21 protein-coding genes are annotated in these 17,443 nt (G+C 63.1%); 9 read left to right on the top strand and 12 right to left on the bottom strand.

Features of this window, described 5'->3' with window-relative positions:
- Positions 1-44 precede the first annotated feature (44 nt).
- The 4 genes from trpD to VI26_RS20100 form a co-directional block, all read right to left on the bottom strand.
- Positions 45-1,073, bottom strand: coding sequence for an anthranilate phosphoribosyltransferase (gene trpD / locus VI26_RS20085; protein WP_048411541.1), 1,029 nt, complete (start codon positions 1,071-1,073; stop codon positions 45-47).
- Between the two features lie 58 nt (positions 1,074-1,131).
- Positions 1,132-1,527, bottom strand: a complete 396-nt coding sequence (locus VI26_RS20090; protein WP_048411542.1) for a lysozyme inhibitor LprI family protein — start codon at positions 1,525-1,527, stop codon at positions 1,132-1,134.
- Entirely contained in the window at positions 1,527-2,096 is a 570-nt protein-coding gene (locus VI26_RS20095; protein ID WP_048411543.1) for an aminodeoxychorismate/anthranilate synthase component II, read from the bottom strand. The genes VI26_RS20090 and VI26_RS20095 overlap by 1 nt, the downstream gene beginning before the upstream one ends.
- A 65-nt stretch (positions 2,097-2,161) precedes the next feature.
- A complete protein-coding gene (locus tag VI26_RS20100; RefSeq protein WP_048411544.1) occupies positions 2,162-2,371 on the bottom strand; it encodes an AlpA family transcriptional regulator in 210 nt (69 codons plus the stop codon).
- Between the two features lie 277 nt (positions 2,372-2,648).
- Between VI26_RS20100 and VI26_RS20105 the strand changes: the two genes are divergently transcribed.
- Entirely contained in the window at positions 2,649-2,912 is a 264-nt protein-coding gene (locus tag VI26_RS20105) for a type II toxin-antitoxin system Phd/YefM family antitoxin (RefSeq protein ID WP_048411545.1), read from the top strand.
- Positions 2,912-3,166, top strand: coding sequence for a Txe/YoeB family addiction module toxin (locus VI26_RS20110; protein ID WP_048411546.1), 255 nt, complete (start codon positions 2,912-2,914; stop codon positions 3,164-3,166). Before VI26_RS20105 ends, VI26_RS20110 begins: the two co-directional genes overlap by 1 nt.
- A gap of 275 nt (positions 3,167-3,441) precedes the next feature.
- Here VI26_RS20110 and VI26_RS20115 read toward each other — a convergent pair whose 3' ends face one another.
- Positions 3,442-3,681 carry a hypothetical protein gene (locus VI26_RS20115; RefSeq protein WP_048411547.1) on the bottom strand — a complete coding sequence of 80 codons (240 nt, stop codon included), beginning with the start codon at positions 3,679-3,681 and terminating at the stop codon, positions 3,442-3,444.
- A 256-nt stretch (positions 3,682-3,937) separates the two neighbouring features.
- Here VI26_RS20115 and VI26_RS20120 point away from each other — a divergent pair, with 256 nt between their 5' ends.
- The gene (locus VI26_RS20120; RefSeq protein WP_156183979.1) at positions 3,938-4,489 is read left to right on the top strand and encodes a hypothetical protein; all 552 of its coding nucleotides are present in this window, start codon (positions 3,938-3,940) and stop codon (positions 4,487-4,489) included.
- 58 nt (positions 4,490-4,547) lie between these two features.
- Here VI26_RS20120 and VI26_RS20125 read toward each other — a convergent pair whose 3' ends face one another.
- Entirely contained in the window at positions 4,548-5,456 is a 909-nt protein-coding gene (locus VI26_RS20125; protein WP_048411549.1) for an aspartyl/asparaginyl beta-hydroxylase domain-containing protein, read from the bottom strand.
- 282 nt (positions 5,457-5,738) lie between these two features.
- Here VI26_RS20125 and VI26_RS20130 point away from each other — a divergent pair, with 282 nt between their 5' ends.
- Positions 5,739-6,746: an arginine deiminase-related protein gene (locus tag VI26_RS20130; RefSeq protein ID WP_053074549.1), complete on the top strand. Its 1,008-nt coding sequence runs from the start codon at positions 5,739-5,741 to the stop codon at positions 6,744-6,746.
- Between the two features lie 162 nt (positions 6,747-6,908).
- On the opposite strand, the gene arsB is transcribed toward VI26_RS20130, so the two are convergent.
- The 3 genes from arsB to VI26_RS20145 form a co-directional block, all read right to left on the bottom strand.
- A complete protein-coding gene (gene arsB, locus VI26_RS20135) occupies positions 6,909-7,931 on the bottom strand; it encodes an ACR3 family arsenite efflux transporter (protein WP_048411550.1) in 1,023 nt (340 codons plus the stop codon).
- Positions 7,932-8,116: 185 nt separating this feature from the next.
- Positions 8,117-8,596, bottom strand: coding sequence for an arsenate reductase ArsC (locus tag VI26_RS20140; protein WP_048411551.1), 480 nt, complete (start codon positions 8,594-8,596; stop codon positions 8,117-8,119).
- 4 nt (positions 8,597-8,600) lie between these two features.
- A complete protein-coding gene (locus VI26_RS20145; protein ID WP_048411552.1) occupies positions 8,601-8,972 on the bottom strand; it encodes a helix-turn-helix transcriptional regulator in 372 nt (123 codons plus the stop codon).
- 131 nt (positions 8,973-9,103) lie between these two features.
- Here VI26_RS20145 and arsH point away from each other — a divergent pair, with 131 nt between their 5' ends.
- A complete protein-coding gene (arsH, locus tag VI26_RS20150; RefSeq protein ID WP_048411553.1) occupies positions 9,104-9,826 on the top strand; it encodes an arsenical resistance protein ArsH in 723 nt (240 codons plus the stop codon).
- Positions 9,827-9,868: 42 nt separating this feature from the next.
- Here arsH and VI26_RS20155 read toward each other — a convergent pair whose 3' ends face one another.
- The 3 genes from VI26_RS20155 to VI26_RS20165 form a co-directional block, all read right to left on the bottom strand.
- A complete protein-coding gene (locus VI26_RS20155; RefSeq protein ID WP_048411554.1) occupies positions 9,869-11,461 on the bottom strand; it encodes an ABC transporter substrate-binding protein in 1,593 nt (530 codons plus the stop codon).
- A 288-nt stretch (positions 11,462-11,749) separates the two neighbouring features.
- Complete coding sequence (fabG, locus tag VI26_RS20160; RefSeq protein ID WP_048411555.1) at positions 11,750-12,523, bottom strand: 3-oxoacyl-ACP reductase FabG; 774 nt, start codon at positions 12,521-12,523, stop codon at positions 11,750-11,752.
- 41 nt (positions 12,524-12,564) lie between these two features.
- Positions 12,565-13,464, bottom strand: coding sequence for a LysR family transcriptional regulator (locus VI26_RS20165; protein WP_048411556.1), 900 nt, complete (start codon positions 13,462-13,464; stop codon positions 12,565-12,567).
- A 470-nt stretch (positions 13,465-13,934) separates the two neighbouring features.
- Between VI26_RS20165 and VI26_RS20170 the strand changes: the two genes are divergently transcribed.
- Genes VI26_RS20170 through VI26_RS20185 form a run of 4 tightly spaced genes read left to right on the top strand, consistent with a single transcriptional unit; the run spans position 13,935 to position 17,440 of the window.
- On the top strand, positions 13,935-14,648 hold the full coding sequence (locus VI26_RS20170; RefSeq protein ID WP_048411557.1) for an ABC transporter permease: 714 nt from the start codon (positions 13,935-13,937) through the stop codon (positions 14,646-14,648).
- Positions 14,649-14,701: 53 nt separating this feature from the next.
- Positions 14,702-15,622: a glycine betaine ABC transporter substrate-binding protein gene (locus tag VI26_RS20175; RefSeq protein WP_048411558.1), complete on the top strand. Its 921-nt coding sequence runs from the start codon at positions 14,702-14,704 to the stop codon at positions 15,620-15,622.
- 10 nt (positions 15,623-15,632) lie between these two features.
- Positions 15,633-16,292, top strand: a complete 660-nt coding sequence (locus VI26_RS20180; protein ID WP_048411559.1) for an ABC transporter permease — start codon at positions 15,633-15,635, stop codon at positions 16,290-16,292.
- Positions 16,292-17,440 carry a betaine/proline/choline family ABC transporter ATP-binding protein gene (locus VI26_RS20185; protein WP_048411560.1) on the top strand — a complete coding sequence of 383 codons (1,149 nt, stop codon included), beginning with the start codon at positions 16,292-16,294 and terminating at the stop codon, positions 17,438-17,440. The genes VI26_RS20180 and VI26_RS20185 overlap by 1 nt, the downstream gene beginning before the upstream one ends.
- Positions 17,441-17,443: the final 3 nt, after the last annotated feature.

The raw sequence follows: 17,443 nt of genomic DNA on the forward strand, positions 1-17,443 counted from the left end.
GGGCGCCGGCAAGGGCTGCGATGCCGGCGCGGATTACTCTGGGCTCAAGCCGTCAGCGCGTGACTGAGCTGGATCAATTGATCCAGCTTGGCTCGGGCGCGGCCCGAGTCTAGCGCTTCGCGCGCCATGGTAACACCGTCGGCCAGGCTAGGGGAAACCCCGGCCGTGTAGATGGCGGCGGCGGCGTTGAGGATGACGATGTCGCGCGCAGGGCCGGTTTCCTGATTCAGCACCGCCAGCAGAATGTCGCGCGAGGCGGCGGCGGTTTCGGCGCGCAACTGCTTGAGTTCGGCGAATTCGAAGCCCAGTTCGCGCGGGTCCAGCAAGTATTCCTCAATCTGGCCGTCCTTTAGCTCCGCCACCATGCTGGGCCCGGACAAGGTCAGCTCATCCAGTCCATCCTGCCCGTGCACGATCAGCGCGTGGCGGCTGCCCAATTGTTTCAGCACCCGCGCCTGGATGCCGACCAGATCAGGGTGGAACACGCCCATCAGCTGGTTTTCAGCGTCGGCCGGATTGGTCAGCGGTCCCAGGATGTTGAAGATGGTGCGCGCCCCCAATTCCTTGCGGATGGGCGCCACGTGGCGCATCGCGGTGTGATGATTGGGAGCGAACATGAAGCCGATGCCGATTTCGTCGACACAGCGGCCCACCTGCTCGGCGCTCAGCGCCAGCTGCACCCCCAGCGACTCCAGCACATCGGCGCTGCCGGAGCTGGACGACACCGAGCGGCCTCCGTGCTTGGCCACGCGGGCGCCGGCCGCCGCGGCGACGAAGGCGGCGGTGGTGGAGATATTGAAGGTATGGGATTTGTCGCCACCGGTGCCGCAGGTGTCCACCAGATGCTCGCGCAGGCTGATGGGCACTGGCGTGGCGAACTCGCGCATCACGGCGGCGGCGGCGGCGATTTCCAGCACCGATTCCACCTTGACGCGCAGGCCGATCAAGATGGCCGCGGTCTGCGCCGGCGTCAGTTCGCCGCGCATGATCTGGCGCATCAAGTCCAGCATCTCGTCATAGAACAGTTCATTGCCGTCGATCAGCCGGTTCAGCGCGGCCTGCGGGGTAATCATCGGGTAGTCCTTTAGCTTGGGCGGGCGAGGCCGGCGCGGTGCCGGCCGCTCCGGGAATTCAGTTGCCGGCGTGCGCCGCCAATTGGGCGAGGCGCTGCTCGGTCAGGTCGATACGGCAGCCGGCTTGGGCCTGGGCGGCGCCATTGCCGCTGGCGTAGCTGCTGGCCACCCAGCGGCACTGTTTGTCCAGGTAGACCTTGAAGGCGCGCGCGGATTGGCTCAAGGCCAAGCGCGTCCGGTAGCGGTTGCCGGTGACCTGATCCAGATCGCGCATCGCGGTGGCGGTCCGCTGTTCCGCCAGGGCTAGCGCCGCCTCGGCCTTGGCCTGGCGCTGCTGCAGGCAGGCGGATACCGCCGGACTTTGCGCTTCGGCGCGCATGCAATCATCCAGCGCGCCGGCTTGCACCGCGCCTGCCAACGTCAGCGCCGCGACCAGCATCAACATCCTCTTCATCAGGCGAACTCTTTCAAGAAGTTGTCCAGCATCGCGTGGCCATGCTCGGTGAGAATGGATTCCGGGTGGAACTGCACGCCCTCTATCGGCAGCGTCTTGTGGCGCACGCCCATGATCTCGCCGTCGTCGGTCCAGGCGGTGACATCCAGGCAGTCCGGCAGCGTCTCGCGCTCGATCACCAGCGAATGGTAGCGGGTGCAGGTGACTGGATTGGGCAGGCCGCGGAACATGCCGACATCGTGGTGATGCACCGGCGACACCTTGCCGTGCATCAGTTGCTTGGCGTGAACGATGCGGCCGCCGAAAGCCTGGCCTATGCCCTGGTGACCCAGGCACACGCCCATGATGGGCAGTTGGCCGGCGAAGTGCTTGATTGCCGGCACCGACACGCCGGCCTCGTTGGGGGTGCAGGGGCCGGGTGAGATCACCAGGTATTGCGGGCGCAGCGCTTCGATTTGCTGCACGGTGATTTCATCGTTGCGGAACACCTTCACCTCCTGGCCCAGCTCGCCGAAGTACTGCACCAAGTTGTAGGTGAAGGAGTCGTAGTTGTCGATCATCAATAGCATTTTTGGTCTAACCCATTGAATTTGTTGGTGCTAATTTCTGGTCCGATGCTTTGTTACTCACAGTGTTACTCACAAAGCTTGTCGGTGGGGTCAGCACGCTGCTTGGAGATGTACTCTGCCCGCCATTTCGCATAGTCCTCTTCAGGCCAGCGAGACGCGGTTCCGATTTTGATGGGCTCGGGAAATTCATTCTTCTTGATCTTACGGTAGATCGTTGCAGGGTGAAACCCTGTCAGCCGACGAATTTCCTTCATCGTGCAAAGTATTCCGGACATTTAAACCTTCCTCGAAAGGGCAGCCGTTCATTGATGGCCAGAACTATCTGTTAGGTGATCGAGGTGTGGCTGCGTTCATGCTTGCGCGGCTTTCCCGTGTTTCAGGATGGGGCAGTGGACTTCTCTTGGGGCTTGTTTGGGCGGCGCTAGAACAGCAGGCGCTTCGGAAGGGTGTTGAGCATGGGGGAATCTACCGGCGCGAGTCGCGACAGGCTGTATGGTTGTGGTGATTGTGCTATGGTTTGTACAATCATTGTCGACTTGAGGGAGGCATACCTTGAAAGCGCTTACCTACAGCCACACCCGCCAGCACCTGGCCGAAGTCATGCGCCAAGTGAATGAAGACCGGGCGCCGGTGATCGTCACCACCCAGCGCGGTGAGCCGGTGGTGATCATGTCGCTAGCCGATTACAACGCGTTGGAAGAAACCGCCTACCTGACGCGCTCCCCTGAAAACGCCAAGCGGCTGGCCGATGCGGCGGCAAGATTCCACAACGGAGAAGCCAAGGAAAGGACGCTGCTCGAAGACGGAGGCGAGTGATGCAGATCAAGTTTGATGACAACGCGTGGGAGGATTGCCTCTACTGGCAGCAGAACAGCAAGCCCACCTTCAAGCGCATCAACGCTCTGATCAAGGACATCCAGCGCAACCCGTTTGAAGGGATAGGCAAGCCGGAGCCGCTGAGGCATCAGTTCGCCGGCTTCTGGTCGCGCCGTATCGATGACGAGCATCGCCTGGTCTATGCCGTACATAATGATGTGCTGACCATTTTGCAGTGTCGTTACCACTACTAAGAGCCTGTTCAAAGTCTCGCGAGCAAGGGCGAGACAAGGCGAAAACGAGCGAAAAAGCGGAATGTACAGGTGGTACATGAGCATTTTGAGCTTGGTTTCAACGCCGTATCGCCGAAGCGCAGCAGACTTTGAACAGGTTCTAAGACTCGCAAACAGAACCAACTTCTGCGTAAGGCCGGCGTTGTTGCATCACCGGCGCCATGGCGAATGCGCGTGGCAGCGATCTCACAGATTTGCTGCCGCTCCGCTACGTTTTTCGGGCGGAGGTCAGGGGCTCAGCCGCGCTCCGTCCGCGCCAGCTCGATGATGGCCCGGATCGCGGCCCTGGCCTGCGGGCTGTTGTGCCAGCAACTGGAGCCCATCATGTCCGCGATCTGGCGTGTCAGCAGCGCCGGGTCCTGATCCGCCAGTTGCGGCAATGAAGTAAAGCCTATTTGTTCCAATCTGGAAACGACGGTGGCGCCGACGCCTTTCAACGCCACCATCTTGTCTTTTTCTGCGGTGCTGAAACCCATTGTTCCCTCCTGTCTTGCTGATGAGCAGGGCAACAGCATACACCTCCCGCACCGGGGTCCTGCCATGGGGCGGTCGCGCGCCTTGCCGTTGTCGCCTGTGAAATAGGGCAGGCTGGGCGCGATGCCGCCGCAAACACCAATGGCATCGCATGGGTTAGCATTTGAGGATGTCCGCATTGGGGTGCGGGTGTTAGGAATGAGGTCGGGCAAAAGCGTCGGCGAGCGCGGCGGACCTCAATCTGGGGAGTGATGCACAATGATGAAGACGAAACATTGCCGTCATTGCGGCCATGTGAGCGGCGCCGCGCCGCGCGGCCGGCAAGCGCCGCCAGGCGTGTGCCCGGAATGCCGGACGCCTTATCAGGAAATGTATCCGCGGCCACTGCCGAGGCGCGAGCCGGCGCAGCCCTCGCCGCTGTCCTGGGTCCATGTCGGCGTGCTGTTTGCCGCCATGCTGGCGGGAGGCATTTGGCTGACGTGTTCGGTGTGGCCCAGTCAGCATCAGGCCGCGGCCAAGAACGAGGAGGAGTTGAAGGCCATTGCCGGCGTGGTTCTGCCGGATGCGATCCAGCCTGCAGGCGAGTTGTGCGGAGCCCAGGCTTTCGCCGGCGGCGCTTTCTGCCGCTGGGCGCCGGAACTGGCAAAAGTGGGTCGTCGGGCGGCGCTGGCCCGCGATTGCATGGAAGTGACTTCCGTGCGCTTGCATCCGGGCAGCAAGACCCCGGAGCGGCCCGATTTCGCGGTCAGCTGCCGCAACGCCGCCGGCGAGCTGATGCAGATGGGCTTCAATGAAGACGATCTGAACTAGTCGAGGCAGCTGGTTTCTCTATCCGCAAACGCTATCGGTCAAACGGCTGGCTGCTGGCTCAACTCAGCAGCCAGCCCAGCAACAAGCCACCGAACAACAGCCATTTCAGCGCGTAATAGCCAAGGCGGCTCTGCGCCTTGATGCGCTTGCCGAACAAGCGCACCGCCTGCACATAGCGGAACAGGCGGTTGAGCGCGCCGGTGCGGTCGCCTTCCTGATTGGGGGAACTGGCTGCGCCCAGCAGCAGGCGGCTGATCTGGCGGTTGCACCAGGCGGCGAGCCGGAAGCGCATCGGCCGCTCGATATCGCAGAACAGGATGATGCGCTGATGCTTGGTGGCGTTCTCCGCATAGTGCAGATAGGTTTCGTCGAACAACACCGCCTCGCCGTCGCGCCAGCTGTAGCGTTCGCCGTCCACCTCGATGTAACAGGCCTCGCTCTGCGGCGTGGACAAACCCAGGTGGAAACGCACCGAGCCGGCGAAGGGGTCGCGGTGGCGCACCAGTCGGCCGCCCGGCGGCAGGCTGGCGAACATCGCCGCCTTGATCGAGGGAATGCCTTGCAGCAGCGCGGTGGTCTCGGGGCACAGCTTGGCCGCGGATGGGTGCGGCTGGTCGTACCACTTGAGGTAGAAGCGTTTCCAGCCGGATTTGAAAAAGGAATTGAAGCCCAGGTCGTCATAACGGTCGGACGCCTTGATCGCGCCGTCGTTGGACAGGGCCAGCGCCTCGGTGCGGATGCGCTGCCAGTTATCGTTCAGCGTTTGCAGTTCGGGAAAACTTTGCAGTGGTAGGTAGGGGCGGGCTGGCAGGGTGGAGAACAGGTAGCAGAAGCAGTTGATCGGCGCCATGAAGGTGGAGTGATCGGTCAACTGCCGCCAGAAACCCAGGCGCTGGCGGCCGCGAAAGTGGATGTAGACAGTGCAGAGCGCAAAGATCAGCACAATGGAGATTTTGAAATAGGGCATGCCGGAACAATCTCGATTTTTCGCGAAGATGGCTTCAATTTCATGCAATTCGGCGGTTTGGGGCGACTGGCCATTGGTCTAGTCGACAGCGCCGGCGGTGTAAAACGGCCTTTGGGACCGTCTGTTGATTTGAGCGCCCGCGTCAGTGGAAGTCAAGTCGGCGCGTGTCGCCTGCTTGAAGGTTTGTGTCATGTTTCTGGCATTGGGCGAGGCCGTACTGTCTGTAGAATGATTTGCCGCCCGCGGGCGGACATGCAACCACCCACCCAAGAGCCGCCCACCATGCAAGCCCAAGCTATCGCCGCCGCCGCGCCGGCGCAAGAAAACCTGGAGCCGATCTGGCTCAACGCCAGACAAGGCCAACTGGCCCGCGCCGTCGTGATGGCGCGCCCGTGCGACTTCGCCTTCAACGAACAGACCGGCGCCGACAATGTATTCCAGCATCGGCTGCAACTGCCTGCCGCCGAGGTCACCGCGTTGGCGCTGGCCGAATTCGACGCGATGGCGCAGCGCCTGCGCAATCATGGCGTCGAAGTGCTGGTGCTGGAGAAAAGCCCGGACGGCTACCCGACGCCGGACGCGGTGTTTCCCAATAACTGGTTCAGCACCAGCGTGGATGGCAGCCTGCACGTTTATCCTATGCATACCTTGAACCGGCGCCGCGAGCGGCGGGTGGAGGAGCTATGCCAACTGCTGCTGAGCCATGGCTACGAGGTGGAGCAAGTCGTGTGGGCCGGCCCGCCGCAGGAAGAAGAACTGATTTTGGAGGGCACCGGGGTGATGGTGTTCGACCATCCTCGCAAGCGGGTGTACGCGGCGCGCTCGCAGCGTTGCCATCCAAGCGCGCTCTACCGTTACGCGCGCCGACGCGGCCTGGAAGCGGTGCATTTGTTCGATACCGTGGACAGCCGCGGCGTGCCCATCTACCACACCAATGTGATGATGAGCGTGGGCGAAGGCTTCGCGGTGATTTGCTCCGAGAGCCTGCACCGGCCGGAGCAGCGGCGGCAAGTGCTGAGCGCGCTGAGCGAGCACCATGAGGTGATAGACATCAGCCTGGCCCAGGTGGAGCGCAGCTTCTGCGGCAATATCCTGCAATTGCGCGGCGCCGGCGGCCAGCCGCTGATCGCGATGTCGGAACAGGCGTGGAACGGCTTCACGTCGGCGCAGCAAAGAGTGTTGGAGCGGCACGGCCAGCCGGTGGTCAACCCCATTCCCACCATAGAGGCGGTGGGCGGTGGTAGTTGTCGCTGCATGCTGGCCGAGGTGTTCCTGCCGCGCATTCGCTAGCGGTTGTCCCGGCAAGGGCCGGGAACGCGTTTCGTCGCGGCTCGTTCGGGAGGGAGGCTAGGCCGCCTGGACAACTCAATCCACGGTTCAGACGCGGCCGCGCGGTTCCGGCAGCGCCGCGGCCTTGCAGTAGGAACCGGACGCCCTGAGCGTGTTTAGCGGCTACGTGTCTCTTTCATACCAGTCTTTGCTGGCGTTCACGATGCGAACAACCAGCAGCATGGCGGGGACTTCAACCAACACGCCGACAACAGTGGCCAGCGCCGCTCCGGAATGAAATCCGAACAGGCTGATGGCGGTGGCCACCGATAGTTCAAAGAAGTTGGACGCGCCAATCAACGCGGACGGGCAGGCCACGCTATGCTTTTCTCCGACGAGCCGGTTGAGCCAGTAGGCCAGGGCGGAGTTAAAGAACACTTGGATCAAAATGGGGACCGCCAGCAAGGCAATCACTAGCGGCTGCTGCAATATCGCTTCGCCCTGGAAGGCGAAGAGCAGAACCAAGGTCGCGAGCAGGGCCGCGATCGACCAAGGGCCAATCTTGCTCATGGCGGCCTCGAAAGCCGCCTGCCCCTTGGCTAGCAGCGCCTTGCGCCATGATTGCGCCAAGATGACCGGAATCACGATGTAAAGCACGACCGATACCAGCAGGGTGTTCCATGGCACGGTGATCGCGGAGATGCCGAGCAGGAGGCCGACGAGCGGGGCGAACGCCACAACCATAATGCTATCGTTCAAGGCGACCTGCGACAGCGTGAACAAGGGGTCGCCATTGCTCAGCCGGCTCCACACGAAGACCATGGCGGTGCAGGGCGCGGCGGCTAGCAGGATCAGTCCGGCAATATAACTGTCCAGCTGCTCCGCCGGGAGCATGTGAGCAAATAGGTTGCGAATGAACAGCCAGCCTAGAAACGCCATGGAGAACGGCTTAAGCAGCCAATTCACCACCAGGGTCACGCCAATGCCGCGAACATGATGGCGTACTTCGTGCAGCGCGCCAAAATCGACTTTGACCAGCATGGGAATGATCATCACCCAAATCAGCAAACCGACGGGAAGGTTGACCTGGGCGATTTCCAGCTTGCCGATAGCCTGGAAGACCTGAGGCAGCGTTTGTCCCAGCGCGATTCCCGCGATGATGCAAAGAAAAACCCAGAGGGTCAGGTAGCGTTCAAACCTGCTCATCGACGCCGGGCTGTCCCGGTGAAGGGGGGCGTCACAGGGGGTGGACAAAACGATTCTCCTTTTTGATAAGGTGTGGGCTGACCGGGAGTTTGCGATTGAGTGGATAGAGCCAGCCGGCTGGCCACGTCCCGATGGCTTGCATGGGCTGCAACCAGCATGGTCATGGCCGTCATGCTGCTTTGCCTTCAGGGCAGCAAGCCGCCGATACGATCCAGTTCCGTTTTCAGGCGCGTGGGGTCTTGTCGCAACTCGGCCAGCGGCAAGGCCAGGAAGGCTTCAATCCGGGTGCGCAGAATGCGGTAGGCCGCCATGAAGGCCGCGTCGATTTCCGCGTCTGAGCCGGTGGCGTGGGCGGGGTCTTCCACTCCCCAGTGGCTGCGCAGCGCCTGCCCCAGGTAGGCGGGGCAGGTTTCGCCGGCGGCGCCGGCGCAGACGGTGATGACGATGTCGGGCGTGGCCGGCAGATTGTCCCAGGATTTGCTGCGGCAGCCCTCGGCAGCAATTCCTTCGCGCTTCAAGAGCGCCAGCGAGCGCGGATGCACTTGTCCGGCAGGTTGGCTGCCCGCGCTCATGGCCTTCCAGCCGGCCGGCGCCAGGTGCTTGAAAACGGCTTCGCCCAGGATGGAGCGGCAGGCGTTTCCGGTGCACAGGAAAAGCACGTTCATGGCATCAGTTTTCCGTGTCAGTTTTGGATGATGGGGGCAGGGCGGCTTCTGGGCAGCATGAGTCCGCACGCATGTCGACGCATTGCTCCGGATGGCCGGCGCAGCACTCTTCGGTCAAATAGGCAATCAATTCCAGCATCAAGGTCAAATTGGCGCGATAGCGCTGGTAGCGTCCTTCCTGCTCCACCGAAACCAAGCCTGCATGGCTCATGCCCTTGAGGTGAAAGGACACATTGTTGGGAGGAAGGTTGAGCGTGCCGGCGATTTGGCCTGCCACCATGCCTTCCAGTCCTTGCCTGACCAGCAAGCGGTAAATGTCGAGCCGGATGCTGGAAGAGAGGGATTCGAAGATTTGGGTCGCGGTTTTGTTTTCCATGATTCAACTATACAAGAACTATTGAAAGAATGTCTAGATCCATTATCATGGCTTGCGTTCCGCTCACCCTTGTGAGGCCGCAACGCGGGGTTCGCACAGGGGGATTGACTCGTTATCTGCAGGAGGCCGCTATGCTCATCCATTCCCCCGATTTGCCCAATGTCCGGGCTGATCTATTTGAAAGCCCGTCGTATTCGCAGTTGTCTGCGGTGCCCGCATCCAAGCATGCGCCCCGCTTTTTACTGCTGTACGGCTCGTTGCGCGAGCGCTCATACAGCCGTTTCTTGGCTGAGGAGGCGGGCCGTTTGTTGCTTGCGATGGGGGCGGAGGTCAGGATGTTCGATCCCAAGGGTTTGCCATTGCCGGATGATGCTCCGGATAGCCACCCCAAGGTGCAGGAGCTGCGCGAACTTGTTTTGTGGGCCGAGGGCATGGTGTGGTGTACCCCGGAACGGCATGGGGCAATGACCGGCGTCATGAAGACGCAAATCGACTGGATTCCGCTGTCCGCTGGGGCCGTTCGTCCCACTCAGGGCAAGACCTTGGCGGTGCTGGAGGTGTCCGGCGGTTCTCAGTCGTTCAATGCGGTCAACCAACTGCGCATCTTGGGGCGCTGGATGAGGATGCTGACCATTCCAAATCAGTCCTCGGTGCCCAAGGCTTTCCTCGAGTTCGACGAGGGCGGCAGGATGAAGCCATCCGCCTACTATGACCGGGTAGTGGATGTGATGGAGGAGTTGATGAAGTTCACGCTGCTTACCCGCGATGTGTCCCCCTATCTGACGGACCGTTACAGCCAGCGCAAGGAAAGCGCGGAAGCCTTATCTTTGCGGGTGAGCCAGCACAGTATTTAGCCGTCGGACAGGGCGCCGCAAGGGCGGCGCCCTGAAGCGGCCTTACTTCACGCTGACGCCGCTGAACTGGTAATCACCGAAGGGGCTGATCTTGAAGCCGTTCACTTCCTTGCGCATCGGCTGATTGATGATGGAGTGGGCGATGGTGGTCCACGGCAGGTCGCGCTTGAACAGGGTTTGCGCCTGGGAGTACAGCTTGGCGCGCTCGGCCTGATCGTTCAGGGTGCGGGCCTTGATGATCAGCGCGTCGAACTCCTTATTGCAGTAGCGCGAGTAGTTGGAGCCGTTCACCGCCTCGCAGCTGAGCAGCACGCCCAGGAAGTTGTCCGGGCTGGCGTAGTCGCCGGTCCAGCCCATCAGGCCGGCGTCGTGTTCGCCGCGCTTCATCCGCTTCAGGTATTCGCCCCATTCATAGGTCACGATCTTGGCCTTGACGCCTATCTTGGCCCAGTCGGACTGTATCATCTCCGCCATCAGCTTGGCGTTGGGGTTGTACGGCCGCTGCACCGGCATCGCCCACAAGCTCAGCTCGAAGCCGTTGGGATAGCCGGCCTTGGCCAGCAGCGCCTTGGCGGCGGCCACATTGTAGGGCGCGTTCTTCAGGCTCTTGTTGTAGGACCACAGCGAGGATGGGAAGGGGTTGCTGGCGGCTTGGCCCTGGCCCTGGTAGACCGCGTCTACGATGGCCTGGCGGTTGATCGCCATGTCCAGCGCCTGGCGCACCTCGCGCTTCTGGAGCTGCGGCTTGTCCAGGTTGTAGCTGAGGTAGCCGATATTGAAGCCGGGCGCGGTCAGCATTTTCAGCTTGGGATCGGTCTTCATCACCGCCAGATCGCTGGGGCGCGGATAGGACATGATCTGGCACTCGCCGGCCTTCATTTTCTGATAGCGCACCGAGGGGTCGGTGGCGATGGCGAACACCAGATTGTCCACCTTCACCGCGCTCTTGTCCCAATACGCCTTATTGCCGGCGTAGCGGATCTGGGCGTCCTTCTGGTAGCGCTTGAAGATGAAGGGGCCGGTGCCCACCGGTTTCTGGTTGATGTCGGCGGCGCGGCCGGCCTTGAGCAGCTGCTCGGCGTATTCGGCGGACAGGATGGAGGCGAAGGGCATGGCGATCTTGATCGCCAGGTCCGCGTCCGGCGCTTTCAGCACGAAGCGCACCGTCTGCGCGTCCACTTTTTCCACGGCGCTGACGTTGCTGGCCAGGCCGGTGTCCACCGCGTAGGGGAATTCCGTGTTGTAGGCTTTGCGGAAGGGGTGGTTCTTGTCGAACATGCGCATGAAGGTGAACACCACGTCGTCGGCGTTGAAATCACGCGTCGGCTTGAAGTAATCGGTGGTGTGGAACTTCACACCCTGGCGCAGCTTGAAGGTGTAAACCTTGCCGTCCGGCGAGGCGCTCCAGGTGGTGGCCAGGCCGGGAATGGCCTTGGTCGAGCCTTTCTCGAAACCCACCAGGCGGTCGAACAGCGCGTGGCCGGCCGCGTCGAAGGTGGTGCCCGAGGTGAACTGGGCGGAGTCGAAGCCGTCCGGGCTGGCTTCGGAGCAGTAGACCAGGGTGCCGGCAGCCTGGACGGAGACGGCGAAAGCGGCGCAGCAGGCCGCGGCCAGCAGAGTGGCGGAGGTTCTCATCTATTTCCCTTTCTGAGCGATTCAGCGTGGCGGGGCGCGGCTGGCGCCGCTATCCGCCCGCCAATTGGCGCGTTGGCGCGCCTGTGTTGTTGTCGGGTTTAGCCGCGGTCCTTTGCATCCGCGGTGCCAACAGCATAACGATTGTTCGCGCACAGTCAATCGCCATCGTGGCGCATGCTGTTATGTCTTTATTGTTTTTTTGAAATGAAATCTATTGAAAAGCCCCATGTGAGCGCTGGAACATCGCTGGCGCCGAGGCCAGCGATGCCGGCCGGAGGTTTGTCGCGCTCAGCCGGCCATGGCGTCCAGCGACTCCGGCAACACCTGACCGCCGTCGACGATCAGGGTCTGGACGGTGATGAAGCCGGCCTCCTTGCTGGCGAAGAACAGCGCGGCGTTGGCGATGTCGTCGACGCTGCCCAGCCGCCGCAGCGGCACCGCCGCCGCCATTTTGTTCAGATAGTCCTCGCCCAGCTCATGCAGGCCCTCGGTCAGCACATTGCCCGGCATCACCGCGTTGATGGTGATATCGTCGCGCGCCAGCTCCAGCGCCGCGCTGCGCATGAAGCCCAGCTGCGCCGCCTTGCTGGCGCCGTAATGGCTCCAGCCGGCATAGCCGGTGACCGGACCGGTGATGGAGGAGGTGAGGATGACGCGGCCGTACTCGGCCTGGCGCAGAAAGGGCAGCGCCGCCTGCACGCACAGGAAGTTGCCGCGTACATTGGTGTGCTGCACCTGGTCCCACTCCTCGGCGCTCATGCTTGCCAGCGGGGCGGACGGGAAGATGCCGGCATTGCAGCACAGGATGTCCAGGCCGGCCTGCGCCGCGGTGGCGGACAGCAGGCGGGCAACGTCCTCCGGCCGGGCCACATCGGCGATGTGACCGGCCGCGTTCAGCCCTTCGGCGCGCAGCCGGGCCAGCGCGGCATCCAGTTTGTCCTGACTGCGGCCGCTGATCGCCACGCGCGCGCCGGCGCCGGCGAAGGCACGGGCCAGGCCCAGGCCGATGCCGGCGGTGCCACCGGTGATGAGTACGCTCTTGTCCTTAAGCGGGGTCAACATGGATAGGTCTCCTTGAACGAGGGTGAAAGGGGATGGCGGCGCTAGCGCAGCGCCGGATCGGCGCGCAGCCGTTGCGCCATCAATTCGATGAAGGCGCGGGTCTTGGCCGAAGCCAGCCGGCCTTGCTGATGGACGATGTGAATGGCCTGGACCGCATCATCGCTGTCGCTCAGCACCGTGCGCAACTGGCCGGAAGCCAGCAGCGGCGCGGCCTGATAGGACAACAGACGGGTAATGCCGACGCCGGCCGCCGCGGCGGCGATCGCCGCCTCGTTGTCGCTGACGGTGAGTCGGGGCGTCAGCCGCGCGCTCAGTATCTTGCCGCCGCGCTGGAAGCGCCATTCAGCGACGGAACCGACGCCGCGCGACGCGATGATGGCGTGGCGGCGCAAATCCTCCAGCGAGGCCGGCGCACCGTGTTCCGCCAGATAGTCCGGCGACGCACACAGCAGCAGCCGTACTTGGCCCACGCGTTGCGCGCGCAGGCTGGAATCCGGCAGTTCGCCGATGCGTATCGCCACGTCCACGCCTTCTTCCAGCAGATTGACCACTCGGTCCAGCAATAGCGCGTCCACGGTCACTCCGGGGTGGCGGCGCAGGAAGTCGCTGATGCCCGGCATCACGTAACGGCGGCCGAACAGCACCGGAGCGGTCACGGTCAGCAAACCGCGCGGCGGCGCGTCTATGCCGGCGGCGGCTTCGTCCGCCTCGTCGGCCGCGGCGATGACGCGGCGCGCGTCCTCCAGATAGCGCTGGCCGGCCTCGGTCACACGCACATGACGGGTGCTGCGGTTCAGCAGCCGCACTTGCAGCCGAGTTTCCAGCGCGGCCACCGCGCGGGTCACCGCTGGCGGCGACAAGCCCAGTTTGCGCGCCGCGCCGGCAAAGCTTTCCGCCTCCGCCGTGGCGATGAATACAGTCATCAGATGGAATCTGTCCATATTTTTTGCCGCCATTATTCCGGTATCCGGAATAGCGCATTCTGCGGCCGAGTCATGCCGATGGCAAGCGCTGGCCGGCTGCGCTCACGGCCGTTCTCGCGCGCGTACCTTATAGGGGGATGCCCGCGGCGGTGGCGGGGATGCGTCGTCGGCTTATCCATTTGGCTTTATTTGCAGGTAAAGAAATATCGGCTTTTCAAGGCCTTGCATCGGCCATAAACGGCTGTTAACGTAAATTAGAAAATTTGCATGTTCGATACAAACAGTGTTATAACTTATTAGGTTTTTCATCAGGCGCACACCGCGCCACTCAAAATCGGCAGCTTTGCCGCTGTCGAACTCCGCGTTTTACGCACCTCATGTCCGGTGAACACCGGATGTCTATCTACTGGCAGCTCTCTAGTTGTCGCGATCATTACAGCGGATCGTCGTGGCCCTGGCCGCCATCGGTTCCGCCTAGGAGGACGCAGATGCACAAAAGAGCGTTTAGCAAGCGCAGCATGATCGGGCTGATCCTGGCCGCAGTGGCGGCGGGATTGATTTACGGCGTCAGCCCCGCCGTATGGAGCGAGTACCGCGAAGACCTGCTGTACCTGGGGCGTCAGCATCTCTGCCTAGTGGGCGCGTCCATGGCGTTGGCCCTGGCGGTGGGCTTGCCCAGCGGCGTGCTGCTCAGCCGTCAGCGGCTGCGGCACAGCGCTGAATACTGGATGCAGATTTTCAATATCGGCAACACCTTGCCGCCGATGGCGGTGCTGGCGCTGGCCATGGCCCTGATCGGCATCGGCGACGCGCCGGCCATCGTCGCGCTATTCCTGGCGTCCTTGCTGCCCATCGTGCGCAATACCTATGCCGGCCTGGCCGGTTTGTCTCCGGCGCTGCTGGAAGCGGCGGACGCGCTGGGCATGACCCCGCGTCAGCGGCTGTGGCGGGTGGAATTGCCGAATGCCTTCCCGGTGATGCTGTCCGGCGTGCGGGTGGCCCTGGCGCTGAATGTGGGCACCGCGCCGCTGGCTTTCTTGATCGGCGCCAGCAGCTACGGCGAACTGATCTTCCCCGGCATCTACCTGAACAATCACACCGCCTTGCTGCTGGGCGCCGGCGCCACCGCGCTGATCGCGCTGGCCTTGGACCTGGCGCTGGCCGGCGTGGGCCGTCTGGCGGCCGCTCGCGGCCTGGCCTGATTCGAACACCCCGCTGTCGCCCGTTCCGACTGGCGTCCACACGGAGGATATCCATGACACAAGCACTTCTTTTCCCACGCTGGCGCAAGCTGGCGCGCCGCGCGCTGGCGCTGGCGGCCTTGCTGCTGGCCGCGCCAGCGTTTGCCGCCGGCCTGGTGCTGGGCAGCAAGAACTTCACCGAGCAACACCTGCTGTCCGAGATCACCTCGGAGTACCTGAACAGCAAAGGCTACCAAGTGATGCGCAAGCCGGATCTGGCGACGGTGATCCTGCGCAATGCGCTGGTGAACCGCCAATTGGACCTGGCTTGGGATTACACCGGCACCGGCCTGATCATCCACCACGGCATTCAGAAGAAAATGAGCAGCGAGGAGGCTTACGCCACGGTGAAGAAGCTGGACGAGCCGCTGGGCCTGATCTGGTTGAACCCGGCGCCGCTCAACAATACCTACGCGCTGGCGATGCGGCGCGTGCGCGCCGAGGCCGAGGGCGTGCGCACCTTGTCCGACCTGGCGCGGCGGGTGAATGAGAGCAATGAAAGCGCCAAGCGCTGGCAGTTGGGCTTCGACATGGAGTTCGCCGGCCGGCCGGATGGACTGAAGCCGATGCAGCAGTTGTACGGCATGGAGCTGAGCCGGCCGCAGATCCGCCAGATGGACCCGGGCCTGGTTTATAACGCCATCCGCGACGGCTTCGTCGACGCCGGACTGGTTTACACCACCGACGGCCGCGTCAAGGGTTTCGACCTGGTGGTGCTGCAGGACGACCTGGGCTATTTCCCCGCCTATGCCGCCACCCCGGTGGTGCGCCGCGAGACGCTGGAGGCCAATCCCGGCCTCGCCGATGAGTTGAACAAGCTGGCGGCGCTGATGGACAACGACACCATGGCGGCGCTCAACGCCAAGGTGGATATCGAGCACCGTCCGGTGAAGGAAGTCGCCAGCGAATTCCTGCGCCAGCGCGGCCTGATCTAAAGGAGGCCGCATGGAAACCCTATTGCAAACCTGCCAGTTCATCTGGCAAGACTTGCCGCAAATCGCCACCTTGACGGAACAACATCTGAGGCTGGTGGGCATCGCCGTCGGCCTGGCGGTGCTGCTGGGCGTGCCGCTGGGGGTGCTGATCGTGCGCTTCCAGGCGCTGGCCGGCCTAGTGCTGAGCCTGGCCACCATTGTGCTGACCATCCCCGCCATCGCGCTGTTCGGCCTGATGATCCCGCTGTTTTCCCTGATCGGACAGGGCATAGGCGCGGTGCCGGCGATTACCGCCGCCTTCCTCTATTCCCTGCTGCCCATCGTGCGCAACACCCACACCGCGCTGACTCATCTGGACCCTGGCGTGCGTGAAGCCGGCCGCGGCCTGGGCCTGACCTTCTGGCAGCGGCTACGCTGGGTGGAACTGCCGCTGGCCACGCCGCTGATCTTCGGCGGCATCCGCACCGCGGTGGTGCTGAACATCGGCGTGATGGCGATTGCCGCCATCGTCGGCGCCGGCGGCCTGGGCACCTTGATCTTGCACGGCATCAGTCAGAGCGACATCCGCAAACTGATTGCCGGCGCACTGGCGGTGAGCGTGCTCGCCGTCGCCATGGATTGGTTGTTGCTGCGCGCTCAGCGCGCGCTGACCCCGAAAGGAATTCGTTGATGATTGAACTGCAAAACCTCTGCAAGCAATTTACCCAGAAAAACGGCCAAGTCTTCCAGGCGGTGGACAATGTCAATCTGCACGTGCCGGAAGGCGAAATCTGCGTGCTGCTGGGGCCGTCCGGCTGCGGTAAGACCACCACCATGAAGATGATCAACCGGCTGATCGAGCCGACATCGGGCAAGGTGCTGATCAATGGCGAGGACACCGCCGGCATCGACTCGGTGACATTGCGCCGCCAGATCGGCTACGTGATCCAGCAGATCGGCCTGTTTCCCAATATGACCATCGAGGACAACATCACCGTGGTGCCGCGCATGCTGGGCTGGGACAAGAAGCGTTGCCGCGAGCGCGCGCGCGAACTGATGAGCATGGTGGCGCTGGATCCCAACCGCTTCCTGCAACGCTATCCGCGTGAAATGTCCGGCGGTCAGCAGCAGCGCATCGGCGTGATCCGCGCGCTGGCGGCCGACGCTCCGGTCTTGCTGATGGACGAGCCCTTCGGCGCGGTGGACCCGATCAACCGCGAGCAGATCCAGAACGAATTCCTGCAAATGCAGCGCCAGCTGGGCAAGACCGTGATGCTGGTCAGTCACGATATCGACGAGGCGATCAAGCTGGGCGACCGCATCGCGGTATTCCGCCAGGGCCGCATGGTGCAATGCGCCGGCTCCGACGAAATCCTGGCGCGGCCGGCCGACGACTTCGTCGCCAGCTTCGTCGGCCAGGACCGCACGCTCAAGCGCCTGCTGCTGGTGCAGGCCGGCGAAGTGGCCGATCAGCAGGAAACGCTGACCGCGCGGCTGGACACGCCGCTGGCGGCCGCTTACAGCCTGATGGACGACAACGACCTGATGCACCTGACCGTGGTGGACGCGGACGGCTTGCCGCTGGGCTTCGTGCGCCGGCGCGATGCGCGCGGCGCGGATGGCGTGTGCGCGGACAAGATCAAGCCGGTGAGCGTGACCGCGGCGGCGGGCGAGAACCTGCGCGTGGTGCTGTCCCGGCTGTATGAGCACAACCTGACCTGGATGCCGGTGCTGGACGACGACGGCCGTTACAATGGCGAAGTGTCGCAGGACTACATCGCGGACTATCTGCATTCCGGCCGCACTGCGGCGCGCGGCGCGCGCCAGGCCGCCGGCTGAGCG

Origin of the sequence: Chromobacterium sp. LK1 (assembly GCF_001043555.1) — a bacterium.
Taxonomy (GTDB): domain Bacteria; phylum Pseudomonadota; class Gammaproteobacteria; order Burkholderiales; family Chromobacteriaceae; genus Chromobacterium; species Chromobacterium aquaticum.